The sequence below is a fragment of the Polyangium fumosum genome, from assembly GCF_005144585.1.
In the GTDB taxonomy this organism is placed as follows: Bacteria; Myxococcota_A; Polyangia; order Polyangiales; family Polyangiaceae; genus Polyangium; species Polyangium fumosum.
Genome location: NZ_SSMQ01000084.1, coordinates 21368 through 39285 on the forward strand (window position 1 = coordinate 21368; position 17918 = coordinate 39285).

13 protein-coding genes are annotated in these 17918 nt (G+C 69.8%); 9 read left to right on the forward strand and 4 right to left on the reverse strand.

All coding sequences use genetic code 11. The annotated features are described in order from the left end of the window. The first annotated feature begins 26 nt into the window (after window positions 1-26). From E8A74_RS44930 to thiL, 6 genes are all read left to right on the forward strand, one after another. Window positions 27-998: a homoserine kinase gene (locus E8A74_RS44930; protein WP_136935318.1), complete on the forward strand. Its 972-nt coding sequence runs from the start codon at window positions 27-29 to the stop codon at window positions 996-998. Between the two features lie 86 nt (window positions 999-1084). Next, window positions 1085-1978, forward strand: coding sequence for a M48 family metallopeptidase (locus tag E8A74_RS44935; protein WP_136935319.1), 894 nt, complete (start codon window positions 1085-1087; stop codon window positions 1976-1978). Window positions 1979-1987: 9 nt separating this feature from the next. Beyond that, a complete protein-coding gene (locus E8A74_RS44940) occupies window positions 1988-3757 on the forward strand; it encodes a dynamin family protein (protein ID WP_136935320.1) in 1770 nt (589 codons plus the stop codon). Window positions 3758-3802: 45 nt separating this feature from the next. Further along, window positions 3803-4534 carry a GTP-binding protein gene (locus E8A74_RS44945; RefSeq protein WP_136935321.1) on the forward strand — a complete coding sequence of 244 codons (732 nt, stop codon included), beginning with the start codon at window positions 3803-3805 and terminating at the stop codon, window positions 4532-4534. Further along, window positions 4531-5982, forward strand: a complete 1452-nt coding sequence (locus E8A74_RS44950; RefSeq protein WP_232380031.1) for an ATP-binding protein — start codon at window positions 4531-4533, stop codon at window positions 5980-5982. The genes E8A74_RS44945 and E8A74_RS44950 overlap by 4 nt, the downstream gene beginning before the upstream one ends. Window positions 5983-5991: 9 nt before the next feature. Continuing rightward, window positions 5992-6951 carry a thiamine-phosphate kinase gene (gene thiL, locus E8A74_RS44955; RefSeq protein WP_136935322.1) on the forward strand — a complete coding sequence of 320 codons (960 nt, stop codon included), beginning with the start codon at window positions 5992-5994 and terminating at the stop codon, window positions 6949-6951. 15 nt (window positions 6952-6966) lie between these two features. On the opposite strand, the gene E8A74_RS44960 is transcribed toward thiL, so the two are convergent. The 3 genes from E8A74_RS44960 to sppA all read right to left on the reverse strand — a co-directional run bounded on the left by E8A74_RS44960 (window position 6967) and on the right by sppA (window position 13261). Further along, window positions 6967-7425, reverse strand: a complete 459-nt coding sequence (locus E8A74_RS44960) for a hypothetical protein (RefSeq protein WP_136935323.1) — start codon at window positions 7423-7425, stop codon at window positions 6967-6969. 178 nt (window positions 7426-7603) lie between these two features. Next, window positions 7604-10942: a vitamin B12-dependent ribonucleotide reductase gene (locus E8A74_RS44965; RefSeq protein ID WP_136935324.1), complete on the reverse strand. Its 3339-nt coding sequence runs from the start codon at window positions 10940-10942 to the stop codon at window positions 7604-7606. Between the two features lie 588 nt (window positions 10943-11530). Then, window positions 11531-13261, reverse strand: a complete 1731-nt coding sequence (gene sppA, locus E8A74_RS44970) for a signal peptide peptidase SppA (RefSeq protein WP_136935325.1) — start codon at window positions 13259-13261, stop codon at window positions 11531-11533. Window positions 13262-13459: 198 nt separating this feature from the next. Between sppA and E8A74_RS44975 the strand changes: the two genes are divergently transcribed. The 3 genes from E8A74_RS44975 to E8A74_RS44990 all read left to right on the forward strand — a co-directional run bounded on the left by E8A74_RS44975 (window position 13460) and on the right by E8A74_RS44990 (window position 17278). Then, on the forward strand, window positions 13460-15151 hold the full coding sequence (locus E8A74_RS44975; protein WP_232380032.1) for a ribonuclease J: 1692 nt from the start codon (window positions 13460-13462) through the stop codon (window positions 15149-15151). Then, window positions 15148-16089, forward strand: coding sequence for a CHAD domain-containing protein (locus E8A74_RS44980; protein WP_136935327.1), 942 nt, complete (start codon window positions 15148-15150; stop codon window positions 16087-16089). The genes E8A74_RS44975 and E8A74_RS44980 overlap by 4 nt, the downstream gene beginning before the upstream one ends. A gap of 91 nt (window positions 16090-16180) precedes the next feature. Then, a complete protein-coding gene (locus E8A74_RS44990) occupies window positions 16181-17278 on the forward strand; it encodes a hypothetical protein (RefSeq protein WP_170229863.1) in 1098 nt (365 codons plus the stop codon). Between the two features lie 62 nt (window positions 17279-17340). On the opposite strand, the gene E8A74_RS44995 is transcribed toward E8A74_RS44990, so the two are convergent. After that, window positions 17341-17910, reverse strand: coding sequence for a peptidylprolyl isomerase (locus tag E8A74_RS44995; protein WP_136935329.1), 570 nt, complete (start codon window positions 17908-17910; stop codon window positions 17341-17343). Between the last annotated feature and the right edge of the window lie 8 nt (window positions 17911-17918).

The window sequence follows — 17918 nt, forward strand, 5'->3', positions numbered from 1 at the left end:
CGCGCCTTGGTACCGTGCAGCCGGACATGGGCATCTTCACGGCACTCTCGCAGGGGGATGCGCGAGCGCTCGGCGCGCGCTTCGGGCTCGTCGTCACGGGCGCGCGCGGGCTCGACGCGGGCAGCGTGAACACGAGCTACGAGCTCACGGTCGAAGGCGGGAGCCGGGTCTTTTTGCGGATCTACGAGGGCGGGAGTGTGGCCTCGGCCGAGCGGGAGGCGCGCCTGCTCGCGCACCTCGCCGAGCGCGGCGTCCCTACACCGAGACCGCTCCCGCTCGCCTCCGGAGGCGGCTCGTTCGTGGCCGAGCACGCGGGCAAACCTGCGGTCGTCTTCCCGTGGATCGAGGGTGATGTCATCTGTCAGCGCGGGATGACCGAGGCGCACGCGCGCGCCGTCGGGGAGGGGCTCGCGCGTGTCCACCTCGCGGGCGCGTCGTTCGGCGAGCCGCTCGTGACGCGATTCGGACCCGAGGACCTCGCGGCGCGGCTCGCGGTCCTTCGTGAGCGGACGGACGCACCCGAGCACGTGCAGCAACTCCTGCCCGCGCTCGAACGGCAGCTCGACCGCCTCTCCCGTGTGAGCCTCGGCCCGACGCTCCCGGTGATCCATGCGGATCTCTTTCGAGACAACGCTCTGTTCCGGGACGGCGCGCTCACCGCGCTCCTCGATTTCGAGAGCGCGTCGAGCGGCGCGGCCGCGTTCGACCTCATGGTCACGGTGCTCGCTTGGTGCTTCGGGGACGGGCTCGATCGAGGCCTCGCGCGGGCCCTCGCGCGTGGATATTCCGCGGTCCGCGCCCTCGCGGACGACGAGCGAGCGGCGCTCCATGACGCGGCGCTCTTCGCGACGCTTCGCTTCACGATCACGCGCATCACGGACTACGAATTGCGCCCGCGCGGCGTGGTCGCTTTCAAAGATTACCGGCGCTTCGTGGCGCGCGGCGCGGCGCTCTCGGCGCTCTCGGCGCGTGAGCTCGCCGAAATGCTCGGCGTGTGAAGGGCGCGTGAAGGAGTTTTGATTTTCGTGGTGGATCCTGGGCCGACGGTTGCGCCGTTGGAGGCACGCCGTTACCTTCGAGGACCATGGCACAAGTCGGGACGCTCGATTTCAAAGGCTTCATCGAGAACCGCAAAGAACAGCGCGCAGGCGGCGTGGACGGGGGCGGACACGCGTATGCGTACGTCTCCGATCGGACGACGCGCGCCGCGTTCGACAAGATGAAGCCGGTCGAGCTGGCGGTCGCTGCCTCCGTCCGGTTCTTCAAGGCCGTCGGCAAGAGTGATCTCCTCGGCCACGCGGTGAAGGTCGGGACGAACCAGTTCCCGCGCGTGCACGGCATCGCCGCCGAATGCGCGCAGACGCTCGGCATCGCGACGCCGACCGTTTACATCCTGAACAACCCGCAGATGAACGCGGCGACGTACGGGACGAACGACGACTCGTTCATCATGGTCCACTCGGCGCTCGTCGATCACTTCTCCGACGAGGACCTGCGAAACGTCATCGGCCACGAGTGCGGCCACATCCACAACAGCCACGTCGTCTACCTGACGGCGATGCACTACCTCAAGATCATGGCCACGCGCTTGCTCGGCCCGCTGGTCGAGCCCGCGGTGGTCGCGCTGTCGAGCTGGTCGCGCCGCGCCGAGGTCACGTGTGATCGCGCGGGCCTGCTCTGCTGCAAGAGCCTCGAGGTCGCGCAGCGGACCTTCGCCAAGCTCGCGCTCGGATCGGCGAAACTCTACGCCGAGCTCAACATGGACGCGTTCCTCGCGCAGTACGAGGAGGGCCGGGAGGGCGTGGGCCGCTACCGCGAGCTGCTCGCGAGCCACCCCTACCTGCCGAAGCGCGTGATGGCCCTGCGCACGTTCGCCGAGAGCGAACTCTACAAGAAGCACATCGGCCAGGAAGGCCCCGGCCTCTCGATGGAAGAGGTCGACGAGAAGGTGCACGACATCATCAAGGTGGTCGGCTAGGAGCGCACGATGCTCGAGACATTCCGCACGAGACAGGTCGAAATCACCACAACGCTGCGCGAGCTGCTCTCGATCGCCGGCCGCGTCGGCGCGCGCTCCCTCGCGGGGCGCCTCGGCAGCGACGTCGTCGACAAACTCTCCGCCGACCGCTTCCACCTCGTCGTCGTCGGCGAGTTCAACCACGGCAAGACGACGTTCGTGAACGCGCTGCTCGGCGCCGAGGTCCTGCCCGTCGGCGTGACCCCGACGACGGCCGTCATCCACCACCTCGAATACGCGCCGGAGCCACGCGCGGAGCTCGTGCGGGCCTCGGGCGAGCGCACGGCGATGCCGTTCGAGGAGGTGCGCAAATTCGCCGTCGGCCAGGAAAAAGGCTCTGAGAGCGCGACGAGCGAGGTGAAGCACCTCGAGGTCTTCTACCCGGCAGAGCTGCTCCGCGAGCGCATCGTGCTCGTCGACACGCCCGGCGTGAACGACCTCTCGCTCCAGCGCGCGGACATCACCTACAGCTACATCCCGCGCTCGGACGCCGTGCTCTTCCTCATCGACGCGGGCCAGCCGCTCAAGGAAAGCGAGCGCGTCTTCCTCAACGACAAACTGCTCGGCCAGTCGCGCGACAAGATCATCTTCGTCGTCACGAAGAAGGACATCTGGAGCGAGGACGAGGAGGAGGAGGCGCTCGCCTACATCCGCACCGAGCTCGCCAAGCTGATCCGCACGCCCGTGGTCTTCCCCGTCAGCGCGAAGCGCGCGGCCGAAGGTCACCCCGAGGAGAGCGGCATGCCGGAGCTGCTCGGGCACCTGACGAAGTTCCTCGCCGAGGAGCGAGGCCGCATCCTGCTCGACAACGCGCTCGGCGAGGGCCTCGAAGCCGCGCGCATGCTGGTGAAGGGCATCGACGCGCGCAGGCGCGCCGCGCAAATGTCGAGCGAGGAGCTCGCGCGCCGCATCGAACTCCTGGAGAAGGACCTCGCGGGCCAATCGCGCACGATCGAGGAGCGCCGCGCGGGCATCCGCGAGGAGGTCGCCGCGATCCGCGCCTGGGTGCAGCGAGATCTCGCGCATTTCGTCGACGACGTGACCCGGCAGATCCCGGATCTCGTCGACAACCACTCGGCCGAGGACATCAAGGTCTGGCTCGGCCCCTTCCTGGAGAAGACGTTCGCCGACTGGGCGCAGGCCGAGACGAAGGAGATCGCGAACGCACTCGAAGCGCTGGCCGAGAAGACGATCGCGCTCGTCCGCGAGGACGCGCACGACGTGGCCAAGCGTGTCGGGCAGGCGCTCGGCTCGGACGTCCGCTCGCCCAGCGTGGAGGTCGACACGCTCGGCTATGACGTGGGCGTCTTCGCGCTCTTCACGCTCGGCCTCGGCGTGATGTTCACGAACGTCCTGCTCGGCGGCCTGCTCCTGCTCGCCTCGCCCGTCCTCGCCGTGTACGTGAAGGACAAGGTCGAGGCCGAGACGAGGAAGCGCGCCAAGGAGCTCGCCCCGAACGCGCTGCGCGAGGCCGCCGCGCGCGTCGGCCCCAAGCTCGACGAGATGATCCAGGAGTTCGCGCAGCGGCTCGACCAGTGGGTCGTGACCGCGGGCGAGGAGCTTCACCGCGAGGTCATCGAGGTGCTGGAAGCCGCGCGCACCGAGCGAGCGGGCAAGGCGCCAGGCGTGGAGGCCGCGACGCAGGCCTGCGACGCGGAGGCGCGCGAGCTCACGGGCGTGGTCGAGCGGCTCGAGACCATGCGCCGCTCGCTCTGGACCACGGACGCGGCCGCGAAGTGACGATCCCGGGGGACGTGCGCCCTCGGCCCATGCGATAGTCAAAGCGTGCAGCTCGATTTCGCATCACGCGAGATCTCGATCAAGCTCGTCTATTACGGTCCTGCGCTGAGCGGAAAGACCACGAACCTGGTCGCTCTGCACAGCCGCGCCGGCGCCGACGCGCGCGGGCGGCTCATGACGCTCGAGACGCAGGACGATCGCACGCTCTTCTTCGATCTCCTGCCGCTCACGTTCCGTTCGAAGGACGGCGACGTCTCGCTCCGCATCAAGCTCTTCACGGTCCCCGGCCAGCCGATCCACGCCGCGACCCGCAGGCTCGTCCTGCAAGGCGCCGACGGCGTCGCGCTCATCGCCGACTCGCGCATCTCCGAGACGCAACGCAACGCCGACGCCTTCCTCGATCTGCGCCAGAACCTGCGCGACAACGGCATCGAGATCTCGAAGATGCCGCTCGTGATCCAGTTCAACAAACGGGATCTGCCGGACATCCGCAGCGACGAGGAGCTCGCGCGGCTCGCGTCGCGCGGCAAGGAGCCGGTCTTTCGCGCGGTCGCGACGAGGGGCATCGGCGTCGTCGAGACGTTCGTCTGCCTGCTCTGGTCCACGTGGCGTTCGCTCGATCAGAGCCATCAGCTCTCGCGCAAGCTCTCGATCGACGGCGACGACCTCGTTTCCACCGCGGCGCAGCAGCTCGGCGTGACGACGCCGTTCCGCGAGCTCATCGCGGCGCGGATGGGCGGGAGGATGGCCGGCGCTGCGCCCGGAGGCGCTCCTTGAGCGACGAGCGCTCGGTCGACGTCGACGCCCTCGGCCTCGGGCTCGGACCGCTCCGGCTCGAAGACCTCGTCGACCGCGAGGCGATGCGCGGCATGGTCGGCTCGATCGAGCAGGTCTTCGGCATGCCCGTCCGCATCGTGTCGAACTCGGGCGTGAGCCTGGCGAGCTCGTCCCGCGAGGCCCCGCTCTGCGCGATGATCAACGAGGAGCCCGCGGGCCGCCGCGCCTGCGGCGCCATCGTCTCCGAGGTCAAACGCCTCCGCGTCACGTCGAGCGAAGGCACCACGCACGGCTGCTTCACCGGCGCGTGTTATCGCGTCGTCCCGATCGAATACGAGGGCGGCACCATCGGCCGCGCGATCCTCGGCCCCTACCTTCCTCCGGCGGCCGAGAGCGTCCCTGACACGCTGCTCGCGATCGAGGGCGTCGACCCGGCGCGCGCGGCGGAGCTCTTGCCGCACATGGCGCGGTCGACCGAGGCCACGGCCGAGACCGTCGCGAAGCACCTCGTCGCCGTGCTCGACGTGATCCTCTGGAGCGGGCACAAGGCCCTGCTCACGTCGAAGATGCACATCGCGTCGATCCGCGAGAGCTACCGCGAGCTCTCCGAGAAAAACGCGGCGCTCGAGCAGGCCTACGAGCGGCAGCAAGAGCTCGACAAGCTGAAGTCGAACTTCCTCGCGACGATCTCGCACGAGCTCCGGACGCCGCTCACCTCGATCCTCGGCTACAGCGAGATGCTCGTGGGCGGCATCGCCGGCGAGCTGACGGGGCCGCAGCTCGACTTCGTGCAGATCATCCATTCGAAGAGTGATCAGCTCCTCAAGCTCATCATGAGCCTGCTCGACCTCTCGAAGCTCGAGAGCGGCACCGTGATGATGCGCCGGAGCGACGTGGCGATCGGCGCAGTGCTCGCCGAGGCAGCCTCGACGGTCGCGCCCGTCGCCACGAAAAAGGGCGTCACGCTCACCGTGGACGCGCCGGCGGATCTACCGCTCGTGCTCGGTGATCCGGAGCGGCTGCGGCAGGTGTTCGTGAACCTCGGCGAGAACGCCATCAAGTTCACGCCGACGGGCGGCACGGTACAGATGGTCGCGCGGCAGATGGCCACCGAGGTGGACGGCGGCGGCGACGAGCCCGGGATGGTGCTGCTCGCGCCGCTCCGGCAGATGGTCGAGGTGCGCGTGACCGACACGGGCATCGGCATCCCGACGGCCGAGCGCGACAAGGTCTTCGACCCGTTTTACCAGGTGGATCAGTCCTCGACGCGCGAGCACGGCGGCACGGGGCTCGGGCTCTCGATCGTGAAGCGGCTCGTCGAGGCGCACCACGGGACCGTGCACATCGAGGGCCACGAGCCGACGGGCGCCGTCTTCGTCGTGCGTTTGCCCGCGTCGCGCCCCTCGTCGCCGCCATCGCACGGGGCGATTTCAGTCCGGTTCGCGTAGAGTCGGAGCATGACAGCTCGAAGCTCGGAGCGAGCGCGCATCGACATGCTCGCGCGCGTGTTCGGCACAGACGGGTCGGGCCGGACGATCGTGGGCATCGGCGACGACGCAGCCGTGATCGCGCCCGGTCGCGAGCCCCTCGTGTGGACCCTCGACGCGCAGGTCGAAGGCATCCACTTCCGGCGCGACCTCGTCTCGATGGCAGACCTCGGCTACCGCGCGACGATGGCCGCCGCGAGCGACCTCGCAGCCATGGGCGCCTCGCCGCTCGGCATCCTCGCGGGCCTCGTGCTGCCGGCGTACGTCACCGACGAGGACCTCCGTGCCATCGCCGAAGGACAACACGAGGCAGCCGAGGAAGTTGGTACACAAATCATCGGCGGAAACCTCGCACGCGGGCAAGAGATTTCGATCACGACGACCGTGCTCGGCGAGACGCCGCGCCCGCTCGGCCGATCGGGCGCAAAGCCCGGGGAGGTCGTGGCCATCGCGGGGCCCCTCGGGCTCTCGGCAGCAGGTCTGGTGCTGATCGGCCGAGGTCGCGAGCACGAAGCAGACGCAGCGCCGGCCGTGCGCGCCTACCGGAGGCCCCTCGCGCGCATCACGGCAGGGCTCGCCGCGCGGGACGTGGCGAGCGCGGCGATCGACGTGTCGGACGGGCTGACGCGGGACGTCGGGCACGTGGCGCGAGCGAGCGGCGTGCTCGTGGTGCTCGATCGGTCGACGCTCCTCACACCGGAGCTCGAGCGCGCAGCAGCGCTGGCCGAGGCAGACCCGTACCAGCTCGCGCTCGAAGGCGGCGAGGACTACGCCGTCGTGGTGACGGTACCGGAGGACCGTGTCCCCGCGGGATTCAAGCGGATCGGGCGCGTTGTACCGCCCCAGGACGGGAAGATCGGCATCGCCGTCGAGCAGACCAACGGCACGCTCGCGTGGCTCGACGAGCGCGGCTACGACCACTTCGGCTGATCGTTCGACCTCGAACTAATTGCAGGCAGCCGGCGCACTCCCAGCCATGGTGGCGCGAATCTGCGTGAGCGCCGTCGAGCGCGGAGCCTTGCCCTCCTTGACGAGCTTCGCCGTGCCCGCGCACATCGACGCCGCCGTGGCAGCCTTCGACCGAACCGTCGAGCTCGACTTCGCGTCCTTCGACAAGGCCTGAAGCGCCGAGCAGCACCCATCAATCGACGGCGCCGCCACAGCCTTCGGAGGCTCCGTCGGCGCAGGCGCAGCCGACGGCGCAACCTCCGCAGGCGCAGCGCTCCCCGCCGCCGAGCCTTGTGCAGCCTGAGGCGTATCCTCCGTGGCCTTGACCGGCGCAGGCGCCGCCGACGGGAGCGGCACAGCCTGAGGCGCCTCCTCCTCCTTCTTGCAGCCAGTGAAGAGCAGCGCGCCAAGCGCAATCGTGACGAGGGCAGTGCACGCGCGAGCGGAAGTCAGCATGGACGCCGTTTACCCGTGTTTTGGGGCGGCGGCTACTTCTAGGGGTCGATGGGAGGCGTAGCGCTGGGGCTTCGCCCCAGGCCCGACCAGGGGTTGTCCACCCCTGGACCCGGACCAGGCACGGCCTGGACCGAGGGTGCATCGACCGCGATGCGGTCGATGCAGTCGGTGAGGGGATTTAGCTGCAACCCATGCTGTTGCCGCAGTTCAGGCACTTGTAACAAGCGCCGTTGCGGACCGTGATGTGGCCACAACCGTCGCACACGGGCGCGTCGCCCATCATGTCCTCGAGCTGCGCATCCAAGGCACTCGTGACGCGCTCCTGCGCCTCGACGCGGGCCGGCGCCGCATGCAGCGCCGGCACCACCGACGAGCTCTCCTGCGCCCGCGAGTCCGTCGGATCCTGGATCGTCGCCGTCGGCTGCGGCTGCACATGCGCCAGGTCGTACCGGTGCAGGTACTCGATCCCGAGCACACGGAAGATGTAATCGACGATCGACGTCGACAACTTCACGTAGTCATGCCCCTCGACCATGCCCTGCGGCTCGAAGCGCGTGAACGTGAACTGATCGACGAAGGTCTCGAGCGGCACGCCGTACTGCAAGCCCACCGAGACGCTCATGGCAAAGCAGTTCATGAGCGAACGGAAGGCCGCGCCCTCCTTGTGCATGTCGATGAAGATCTCGCCGAGCGTGCCATCGACGTACTCGCCGGTGCGGACGAAGATCTTATGCCCACCAACGGTCGCCTCCTGCGTGAAGCCCGAGCGCTTCTTCGGCAACCGCACCCGCGCGCCCGTCGGCCGGACCGCAGGTCCCGCAGGCGCCTGCGGGGCCATCACGACCTCGGCGGCCTTCGCCTCGGCCTTCTCGGCCTTCTCCTCCTTCGAGTCCCCCGACGCGGAGAGCGGCTGCGACGCCTTGCAGCCGTCGCGGTAGAGCGCGACCGCCTTCAAGCCGAGCCGCCAGCCCTCCTCGTAGATCTTCTGCACCTCCTCGACGGTCGCCTCGTTCGGCAAGTTCACCGTCTTCGAGATGGCGCCCGAGAGGAACGGCTGCGCCGCCGCCATCATGCGCACGTGCGACATCGGCGCGAGGAAGCGCTTGCCAATCTTCCCGCAACGGTTCGCGCAATCGAACACCGCGTAGTGCTCTTCGCGCAGGTGCGGCGCGCCCTCGACGGTCATGCGACCGACGATGACCTCGTTCGCCTCGGCAATCTCCGACGACGAGAAACCAAGCGCGCGGAGGAGCGAGAAGCCCGGCGTCTGGCGCTGCTCGGGCGTGATGCCGAGCCGCACGTACGCCTCTTCGCCGAGCACCCACGGGCTGAACGCGAGCCCGAGGTCGAAGACGCCCGGGATGGCCGCCTCGACCTTCGCGAGGTCGTCATTCGTGAAGCCACGCTGCTTGAGCGACGCGCGGTTCACGTTCGGCGCCGCGAGCAGGGTGTTCGTGCCCGACACGTAGGCGACGATTTCCTGCACCTCATGCTCGCTGTAGCCGAGCCGGCGCAGCGCCTCCGGCACCGACTGGTTCACGATCTTGAAGTAGCCGCCGCCCGCGAGCTTCTTGAACTTCACGAGCGCGAAGTCGGGCTCGATGCCCGTCGTGTCGCAGTCCATGAGCAGGCCGATCGTCCCGGTCGGCGCGAGCACCGTCGCCTGCGCGTTGCGATACCCGTTCAGCGTGCCGACCCGCACCGCCTCGTCCCAGTCCGCGCACGCCGCGCGCCAGAGCGGCTCGGGGCACTTCTCCCGATCGATGGCGTACGCCGCGTCGCGGTGCAGCCCCATCACCCGGAGCATCGGCTCGCGGTTCTTCGCGTAGCCCGGGAAAGGCCCGCGTGAACCGGCCATCTCGGCCGAGACCTTGTACGCATGGCCGCACATGATCGCCGTGATGGCGCCGGCCACCGCGCGCCCCTGGTCCGAGTCGTACGGGATGCCGAGGAGCATGAGCAACGTGCCGAGGTTGGCGTACCCGAGCCCGAGCGGCCTGTAGTCGTGCGAGTTCCGCGCGATGCCCTTCGTCGGGTAGGACGAGAAGTCCACGAGGATCTCCTGCGCCACGAAGAAGACGCGCGTCGCGTGGCGGAAGCCCTCGATGTCGAAGGAGCCGTCGGCGCGGAGGAACTTCGTGAGGTTCAGGCTCGCGAGGTTACAGGCCGTGTCGTCGAGGAACATGTACTCGGAGCACGGGTTCGAGGCGTTGATGCGCCCCGAGTTCGGGCAGGTGTGCCAGCGGTTGATGGTCGAGTCGTACTGCACGCCGGGGTCGGCGCAGGCCCACGCCGCGTCGGCCACCAGGCGCCAGAGGTCCTTCGCGTCGTGCGTCTCGACGACGTCGCCCGTCGTGCGCGCCCGCGTCTCCCAGGTGCTTCCCGTGGACACCGCGCGCATGAATTCGTCGGTGACGCGGACGGAGTTGTTCGAGTTCTGGCCGCTGACCGTGTGGTAGGCCTCGCCGTTGAAGTCGGAGGACATGCCGGCGCCGATGAGCATCTGCGCCTTGCGCTCCTCGCGGACCTTCCACTGGATGAAGTCGACGATCTCGGGGTGGTCCATGTCGAGGCAGACCATCTTCGCGGCGCGCCGCGTCGTGCCGCCGCTCTTCGTCGCCCCGGCCGCGCGGTCGAAGACCTCGAGGAAGCTCATGAGGCCCGAGCTCGTCCCGCCGCCCGAGAGCTTCTCCTGCTTGCCCCGGATGGTGCTGAAGTTCGTGCCCGTGCCCGACCCGTACTTGAAGAGCCGCGCCTCGCTCTTCACGAGGTCGTAGATGCTCATCAGGTCGTCGTTGATCGACTGGATGAAGCACGCCGAGCACTGCGGCTTTTCGTACGCATTCGAGACCTCGCAGATGGAGCCGTCGCCTTCTTCTCGGTCGAAGGGCTGCTTGGTCTCGGTCCAGGCGTAGTTGCCGCCCGCGCCGACGATGCCGTAGCGGTGCCAGAGGCCGCAGTTGAACCAGACGGGCGAGTTGAAGGCGCCGTACTGGTTCACGAGGAGGAAGGTGAGCTCCGCCTCGAAGGTCTCGGCTTCCTTGGTGCTGGCGAAGTAGCCGCCGAAGGACTCGCCCGCCTCGCGGATCGTCTTGGCCAGGCGCTCGACCACCTGACGCACGCTGGTCTCGCCGAGATCCTTCTTCCCGTGAAGGCCGGCCTTGCGGAAGTACTTGGAGACGACGATGTCCGTCGCGAGCTGCGACCAGCCCGCCGGCACCTCGGCCCCCTCCATCTTGAAGACCACGGAGCCGTCGGGGTTGTTGATGACGCTCGACCGACGCTCCCAGGTGACCTCGTCGAGCGGGTTCGCCCCTCGGTGCGTGAAGACCCGGTCGAAGGCGAGGCCACGCGCACGCGCCGCCTTCTTCGCCTCTTTCGCGGAGACCGCCGCCCCGGCCGCCGTGGCCGCCGCGGTCTTGCCGGGCTTGTCCGAGACCCGGGCTGCGCGCTTCGTGCCCTCCCCGGACGTCTTCGCCACCTTCCCGCCTTCCTCACCGATCGTCGGCTGCGCCATCTACATGTCTCCCAAGATGGAAAACGTCGCCTGTCCGTACGAACCGCTCCGAGAATCGTACAGTGGCGACGCTGCATTGGCAGGCCCGCGGCGCTGCCTCTGCTTTTGTTCAGGAGTAACTCGAAATCGTTTGCCGCGCCGGGCTCGACGCATCCGGCGGGCGACCTGCTGCCGACGGTGGAACCCCACCGGCAGTGTCTTGGTCGCCGTCGTACCCCAACCCCTAGCGTCCAGGCAAGCCCCCAAGATCAGGATGAGGGTTCTCCACACCAAACCACATGAACCGCTGCACCCCTGTGGATGTGTCCCGCCCTATCCTGGTTTTTCCGAACAAAGACCGAGATATGGAGCGCCTCGGTCAAACGCCGGTGTCCCCGCTTGGCAGGAAAATTCCGTTTATCATCCCACACCAATTCCAATTAGGTCGAATTGTCTGGACGTGCAAAATGTAAGGAAACAACGCATTGACAACACGGGGCGTCGCGTTTCAAGCGCCCACGCCGTCCTGCGGTGCGTAGCGTCGTTCCCACCCTGCGCGCCCCCCCAAGGCCGGAGAGCGCAGAATCTGCGGGATCCCTTGGGGAATCGTTACGTGAGGTCCTGCCAGGTTCGTCCATCCGAACCCCAAGGCTCGTAGACGAGCACGCGCTCGCTCGCCGCGAGGTTCAAGCCGAGCAAGGCACGCTCGGCCACCGGCGAGAGGCCAAGCGCCCCCAGCGCCGACAGCGCCGCCTGGGCCACGCGCGCCGCGCTCGGCGGTGGCCCCTCCCCACGCGGCGGAGGCACGAGCCGAAGCTCGAGCGGGCCGAGCCCCGCGAAGTCCGACGCCCGAGCGACCGCGTCCGAGAGGCCCCCGAGCTCGTCGACGAGCCCACGCGCCCGCGCCTCGGTCCCGCTGTAAATGCGGCCCTGCGCGAGCTTGTCGATGTCCTCGAACGCCCGGCCCCGCCCCCGCGCGACCACGCCCACGAACGTCCGGTAGAAGGCGTCGACCTCGGACTCGAGCACCGCGCGCTCGGACGCGTCGAGCGGCCGGACGGGCGAGAACAGATCGGCGCGCGCCCCGCGCTTGACCACGTCCGTCGAGACGCCGACCTTCTCGAGGAGCCCGCGCAGGACGAAGTGCGCCGACACGACGCCGATCGACCCCGTGATGACCTGGGGCTCGGCGACGATGACGCGCGCCGCCGCCGCGACGTAGTAGCCGCCGCTCGCCGCGACGTTCGAGAGGTACGCGATGACCGGCTTCTCCTTCGCGAGCAGCTCGACCTCGTGGTGGATGCGGTCCGAGGCGACGGCGCTGCCGCCGGGCGAGTCGATGTGCAGCACGACGGCCGCGATGCGTCGGTTGCTACGCGCCGCGCGGATCGCCCGGACGACGCGGTCCTCGACGGCGAGCTTGCCGAGCGAGAAGCGGCTGCGCGAGACGATGGGACCGTGCACCTCGACGAGGCCCACGACCGGCCGTGGCAAGAGCGGCCGGAAGCCAGGCGCGCGACGCGCGGCGATGTACCGGCCCGCCGGCATCCAGCGCGCCGTCGGGGCCGGCGCCTTGCCGAGCAGCGTCGTGACCTCGTCCTCGTACGCGACGGCGTCCACGAGGCCGAGCTCCTCGGCGCGGCTCGCTCGGTAGGGCGCCTCGTCGACCCAGCGAGCCGCGACCGTCACGTCGCCGCCGCACCGCTCCGCGAGCGCCCGGACGAGCGCGTCATGCCGCGCGCCGAGCACCTCGCCGAGCTGCTCGCGTTGCGCCTCGCTCATCGCGTCCCGCACGAGCGGCTCGGCGGCGGCCTTGTACGTGCCGCGCGCAAACACTTCGGGCTCGACCCCGATCTCGGCGAGCGCCCTGCGCAGGTAACGCCCCGTCGCCGCGTAGCCGATCGGCGCGACGAGCGTCTCGGGCCCGACCACGACGCGGCGCCCCGCGGACGCGAGGTACATCGTGTCGTTGTCCGCGCCCATGGGCAGGTAGAAGACGACCTCCTTGCCCGCGTCCCTCAGGTGCGCGAACACCTTGCGCAGCGAGGCGAGCACGCTCGGTCCGGCCGCGAGGCCGTCGAGCCGGACGAAGAGCCCCGCGGCCCGGTCGTCCCCGGCGATGAGCTCGCAGAGCTCCCGCACCCGCGTCACCGAGAGCGGCGGGCGAACGCGCCGGAGGAGACGCGCGAGGCCGCGCGGCCGCGCCGGCACGGTATCGACGACCGGCCCGTCGAGTTCGAGCATGACGTAGCCGCCCTTCGGGATGGCGAACGCGCGGCGCAGCCATCGGAGGGGCAGGACGAGGAGGAGGAGGAGGTTCGTGAGGAGGGAGCGGAGCAAGGGAGGGCCTTCGGATCCGGGGAGGAACGAGCGCAACGTAGACCCTCGGAGGCGACGGCGGTAGATCGGGCCGTTCCCTCCTCGGGAAGGGGGCCAGACCGCCCTGGCCGCGTTATGCTCCGGGGACGAGCCGGCCGTCGCCGGCGCTCGAACGCGACAGGAGTGTTGTTGTCCTCGTTGAACGATCCGCAGAGCGGCATGTCCCCCCCTCCCCCGCGTGGGCCTTCGAACGGCCGCTCCTCGCTGCGGATCGTCCCCCTCGGCGGGCTCGGCGAGATCGGGATGAACTGCATGGCGCTCGAGCAAGGCGACGACGTCGTGCTCGTCGACTGCGGCGTCACGTTCCCGACGACCGACCTCGGCATCGACACGTACCACCCGCGCTTCGACTACGTGATCGGGCACAAGGACCGCGTGCGCGCCGTCGTGCTCACCCACGGACACGAGGACCACATCGGGGGCCTGCCTTATCTGCTCGCGCACCTCGACGAGGACGTCCCGGTCTACGGGCCGGCCCACGCGCTGGAGCTCGTCAAGGGCCGGCTCGCCGAGCACGGCTACGGCGACGACGAGGTCGAGCTCATCCCCGTCGCGCCGCGCAAGACGTACGAGGCCGGCTCCTTCTCGTTCGAGCCCATCCGCGTCACGCACTCGATCGTCGACGCGGTCGCCCTCGCGTTCCGGACGTCCGCGGGCATCGTGGTGCACACGGGCGACTTCAAGCTCGACCCCACGCCGCCCGACGGCGAGCTGACCGACGAGGAGCGCCTCGCCGAGCTCGGCGACGAGGGGGTCTCGCTCCTGCTCTCCGACAGCACGAACGTGGACTCGCCCGGCCGATCGACGAGCGAGCTCTCCGTCGGCCACGCGCTGGAGGAGATCGTCACGCGCGCCAAGACCCGCGTGATCATCGGCATGTTCGCCTCGAACGTGCAGCGCCTCTCCATGCTGGCGAAGGTCGCCGTGGCCACGCGGCGGCGGCTCTGCTTGCTCGGTCGCAGCGTGCAGACCCACGTCCGCGCCGCCGAGATCGTCGGCCGGCTCCGGTTCCCGAGTGATCTGCTCGTCCCGCCCGAGCACCTCGGCTCGATGCCGCGCGACCGCGTCCTCATCATCGCGAGCGGCACGCAGGCCGAGCGCATGAGCGCGCTCGTGCGCCTCGCGGCCGGCACACACCCCTTGCTCCGCCTCGACCCGGGCGACGTCGTCGTCCTGTCGAGCCGCATCATCCCGGGCAACGACCGGCCGGTCTTCGAGATGATGGGCGATTTCCTGCGCATGGGCATCGACCTCAAGACCGGGCTCACGGACCGCGGCGTGCACGCGAGCGGGCACGCGCACCGCGAGGAGCAGACGCGCATGATCGAGCTCTGCCGGCCCCGCTCGTTCGTGCCGGTGCACGGGACCTTGCACCACCTCGTGCGGCACGCCGCGCTCGCCCGCGAGGTCGGCGTCTCCGACGTGCTCGTCGCCGAAAACGGCGAGGTGGTCGAACTCGGCGCGCGGGCGGCGCTCGCCAAGGCCGCGCGCGTCACCGTGGGCAAAGTCGCGACCTACGCCGGCGACGAGCTGCCCGACGAGGTCATCCGCGAGCGCGCGCAGCTCGGACGGTCGGGCGTGGCGATGGTGTCGCTCGTGCTCGACCGGCGCGGCAGCGTCGCCGCCCCGCCGCGCGTCGTGCAGCGCGGCGTCGTTGATCAAGAGGAAGGCGCCTCCGAGGTGATGCGCGCCGCGGCCCTCGCGGTCTCGCGCGCCATCACGGAAACGGACGGCCGCACGCGGTCGAGCGACGAGGGCGTGACCGAGGTGGTGCGCCTCGCCGCGCGGCGCGTCATCGAGGCCAAAACGGGGCGCAGGCCGATCGTCGTCGTGGCGCTCTCGCGGGTATGAACACGCCGAACCACGCCCACGAGCTCGTCGCCTCTGCGCTCCACGCGCTCGTCGCGGACGCACGCGCGGCCCGGGAGCGGGTGCTCGCCGTCGCCGCGTCCGCGCTCTTCCAAGGAGCGCCGGGCGGCGCCAGCGACGAAGCGGCGCTCCACGACTTCCGCGTGGCGCTGCGGCGGATGCGGACGATCCTCCGCGTCGCGCGTGACCTCTGGCGGCGCAAGCGGCTCGCGCGGATCGAGGGCGAGATCCGGTACCACGCCCAGGCCACGGGCGCGCTCCGCGACGACGAGGTGCTGCGCGAGACGCTCACCGCGCTCGACCTGCCCCAAGAGGCGCGCGCCGAGGTGGGCGCCTGGCTCGTCCGCCGCGCCCGCGCCACGCGGAAAGAGCACGCCGAGGTCACGCGCCTGCTCCGGGACGGCCCTCCCGCGCACGCGCCGACCTTGCCGAATGGCAAGCGCATCCGACCTCTCGAGCGCTCGTTCCATGCGCTCGCCGCGCGCCTCGACGGGGACACGCCGCGGATCGTGCCTGCTGTCGAGCTCGGCCACGAGGTCCTCGATCGCGCGGCGCGCGACGTGGCGACGTGGGCCCAGCGCGACGTCGGCGACGTCGACGCGATGCACGAGCTCCGCATTCGTTACAAGCGCCTGCGCTACACCGCCGAGCTCTTCGCGGCGCCCCTCGGCGTGACGGCGACGCGCCTCGCCAAGCACGCGACGCGCATGCAGCGGCACCTCGGCGAGTTGCACGACATCGACCAGGCGATGATCACGCTCGGCCGCGCGCGTAGCCTCGGCGCGGCCACGAAAGGCGCGGTCCTCGCGGCGCTCCGCGCGTCCCGTGTCGCGTGTGCTTCGAAGGTCGAGCTGCACCTCGTCGAGGCGCGAAACCTCGTGGTTCGTGGGCTGGACGACGAGTCACCACCCATCGTGTGAATGCTCGCCCGTCTCCTGCGATTGCCGTCGTCGTGATACCTTCGGGGCATCCTTTCCAAGTCGGGCCTGCGCGCCCGAGCGAGGTGATGCCGTGAAGCGCTCCGCCATCTTGACCGCAACCCTTCTTTCGGCTCTGGGCCTCACGTACCTGGGCTGTACCCAAGACTTCAACCAGTTCGAGCCCTCGGGTGGCACCGGCGGCCTCGGAGGTGGGGCGAGCTCGTCGAGCACCGGCGGGACCGGCGGCGTCGGCGGGGTCGGGGGCATGGGCGGCGGCGGCATGGGCGGCGGCGGCACGGGCGGCATGGGCGGCATGCCCTGCCAGAACCCCGCGGAATGCCCGGCGGACACGGCCTGCCGCGACTGGAGCTGCGTGAACGGGATGTGCGAGGCGGATGACGCGCCGCAGGGCACGGACCTGCCCGACCCGATGAACGGCGACTGCAAGGCTCTCGCGTGCGACGGCATGGGCGGCGAGAGCGTGATCGACGACGACGACGACACGCCGCCCGGCGACGGCAACCCCTGCACGACCTCGGCCTGCGTCTCCGGCCTGCCCATGCAGATCAGCGACCCGCCGGGCGATCAATGCCCCGCCGGCGTGTGCAACGGGAGCGGCACGTGCGTCGAGTGCGTCGAGGACAACGACTGCTCGGGCAACGACGTGTGCAGCCAAAACACCTGCGTCGAGTGCGCCACCGACGCCGATTGCAATGACGGCGTTTGCAACGCGGGCACCTGCGTCGCGTGCGTCGCCGACAACGACTGCATGGGCACGAACCCCACGTGCCTGCCCGACAACACGTGCATCTCGTGCAGCGACGGCGTGATGAACGGCGACGAGACCGCGGTCGACTGCGGCGGCGCCAAATGCGGCAAATGCATGAATGGCATCACGTGCGCGGCGAACGCCGAGTGCACGAGCAACTTCTGCGTCGACGGCGTCTGCTGCGCGACCGCCTGCACGGGCACGTGCCAGGCTTGCAACGTCGCGGGCAACCTGGGGACGTGCACGCCCGTGCCGGCCAACCAGGACGACACGAACGGCATGACGCCCTGCATGGGCAACAAGGCCTGCGACGGGGCCGGCGTCTGCAAGGGCGAGTCGGGCGCCCCGTGCACGAACAACAACGAGTGCCTGAACAACATGTGCACGGGCGCGGGCGCGAACAAAACCTGCGCGCCCTGATCGAAGCCCGCCGCGCGCGCCGGGTCTCCGCGGAGGCCCGGCGCCCGGGGCGCCCTCCCCGGCTACTGCCGGAAGATCTCCACCCGCTCGATCACCACGTCCTGATCCGGCCGATCGCGCGAGGTCGGGACGTTCGCGATCCTGTTGACCACGTCCTGCCCACTCACGACCCGGCCGAAGACCGAGTGCTTGTTGTTGAGGTGCGGCGTCGGTCCCTCCGTGATGAACCACTGCGACCCGTTCGTGCCCTTGCCGCTGTTCGCCATGGAGAGCACGCCCGGCCCGTCGTGGACGAGCTCCGGGTGGAACTCGTCGGCGAACTTGTAGCCCGGCCCGCCCGTGCCCCAGCGCGCCGCCGTGTCCGCGTGACGCGTGAGCGGATCGCCGCACTGGATCATGAACCTCGGGATCACGCGGTGGAAGCGGACGCCGTTGTAGAGCGGGGTGTTCTGCTGGGTCTCCCCGGTCTTCGGGTCCTTCCAGGCGATCGCGCCCGTCGCGAGGCCGACGAAGTTCTTCACGGTGTTCGGCGCGCGCTCCTCCTCCAGCCGAAGGACGATGTCGCCGAGCGTCGTGACGAGCCGCGCGTGGAGCTGCCCTTGGCCGGGCACGTTGATGGCCGGAAATTCCATGTCTCTCT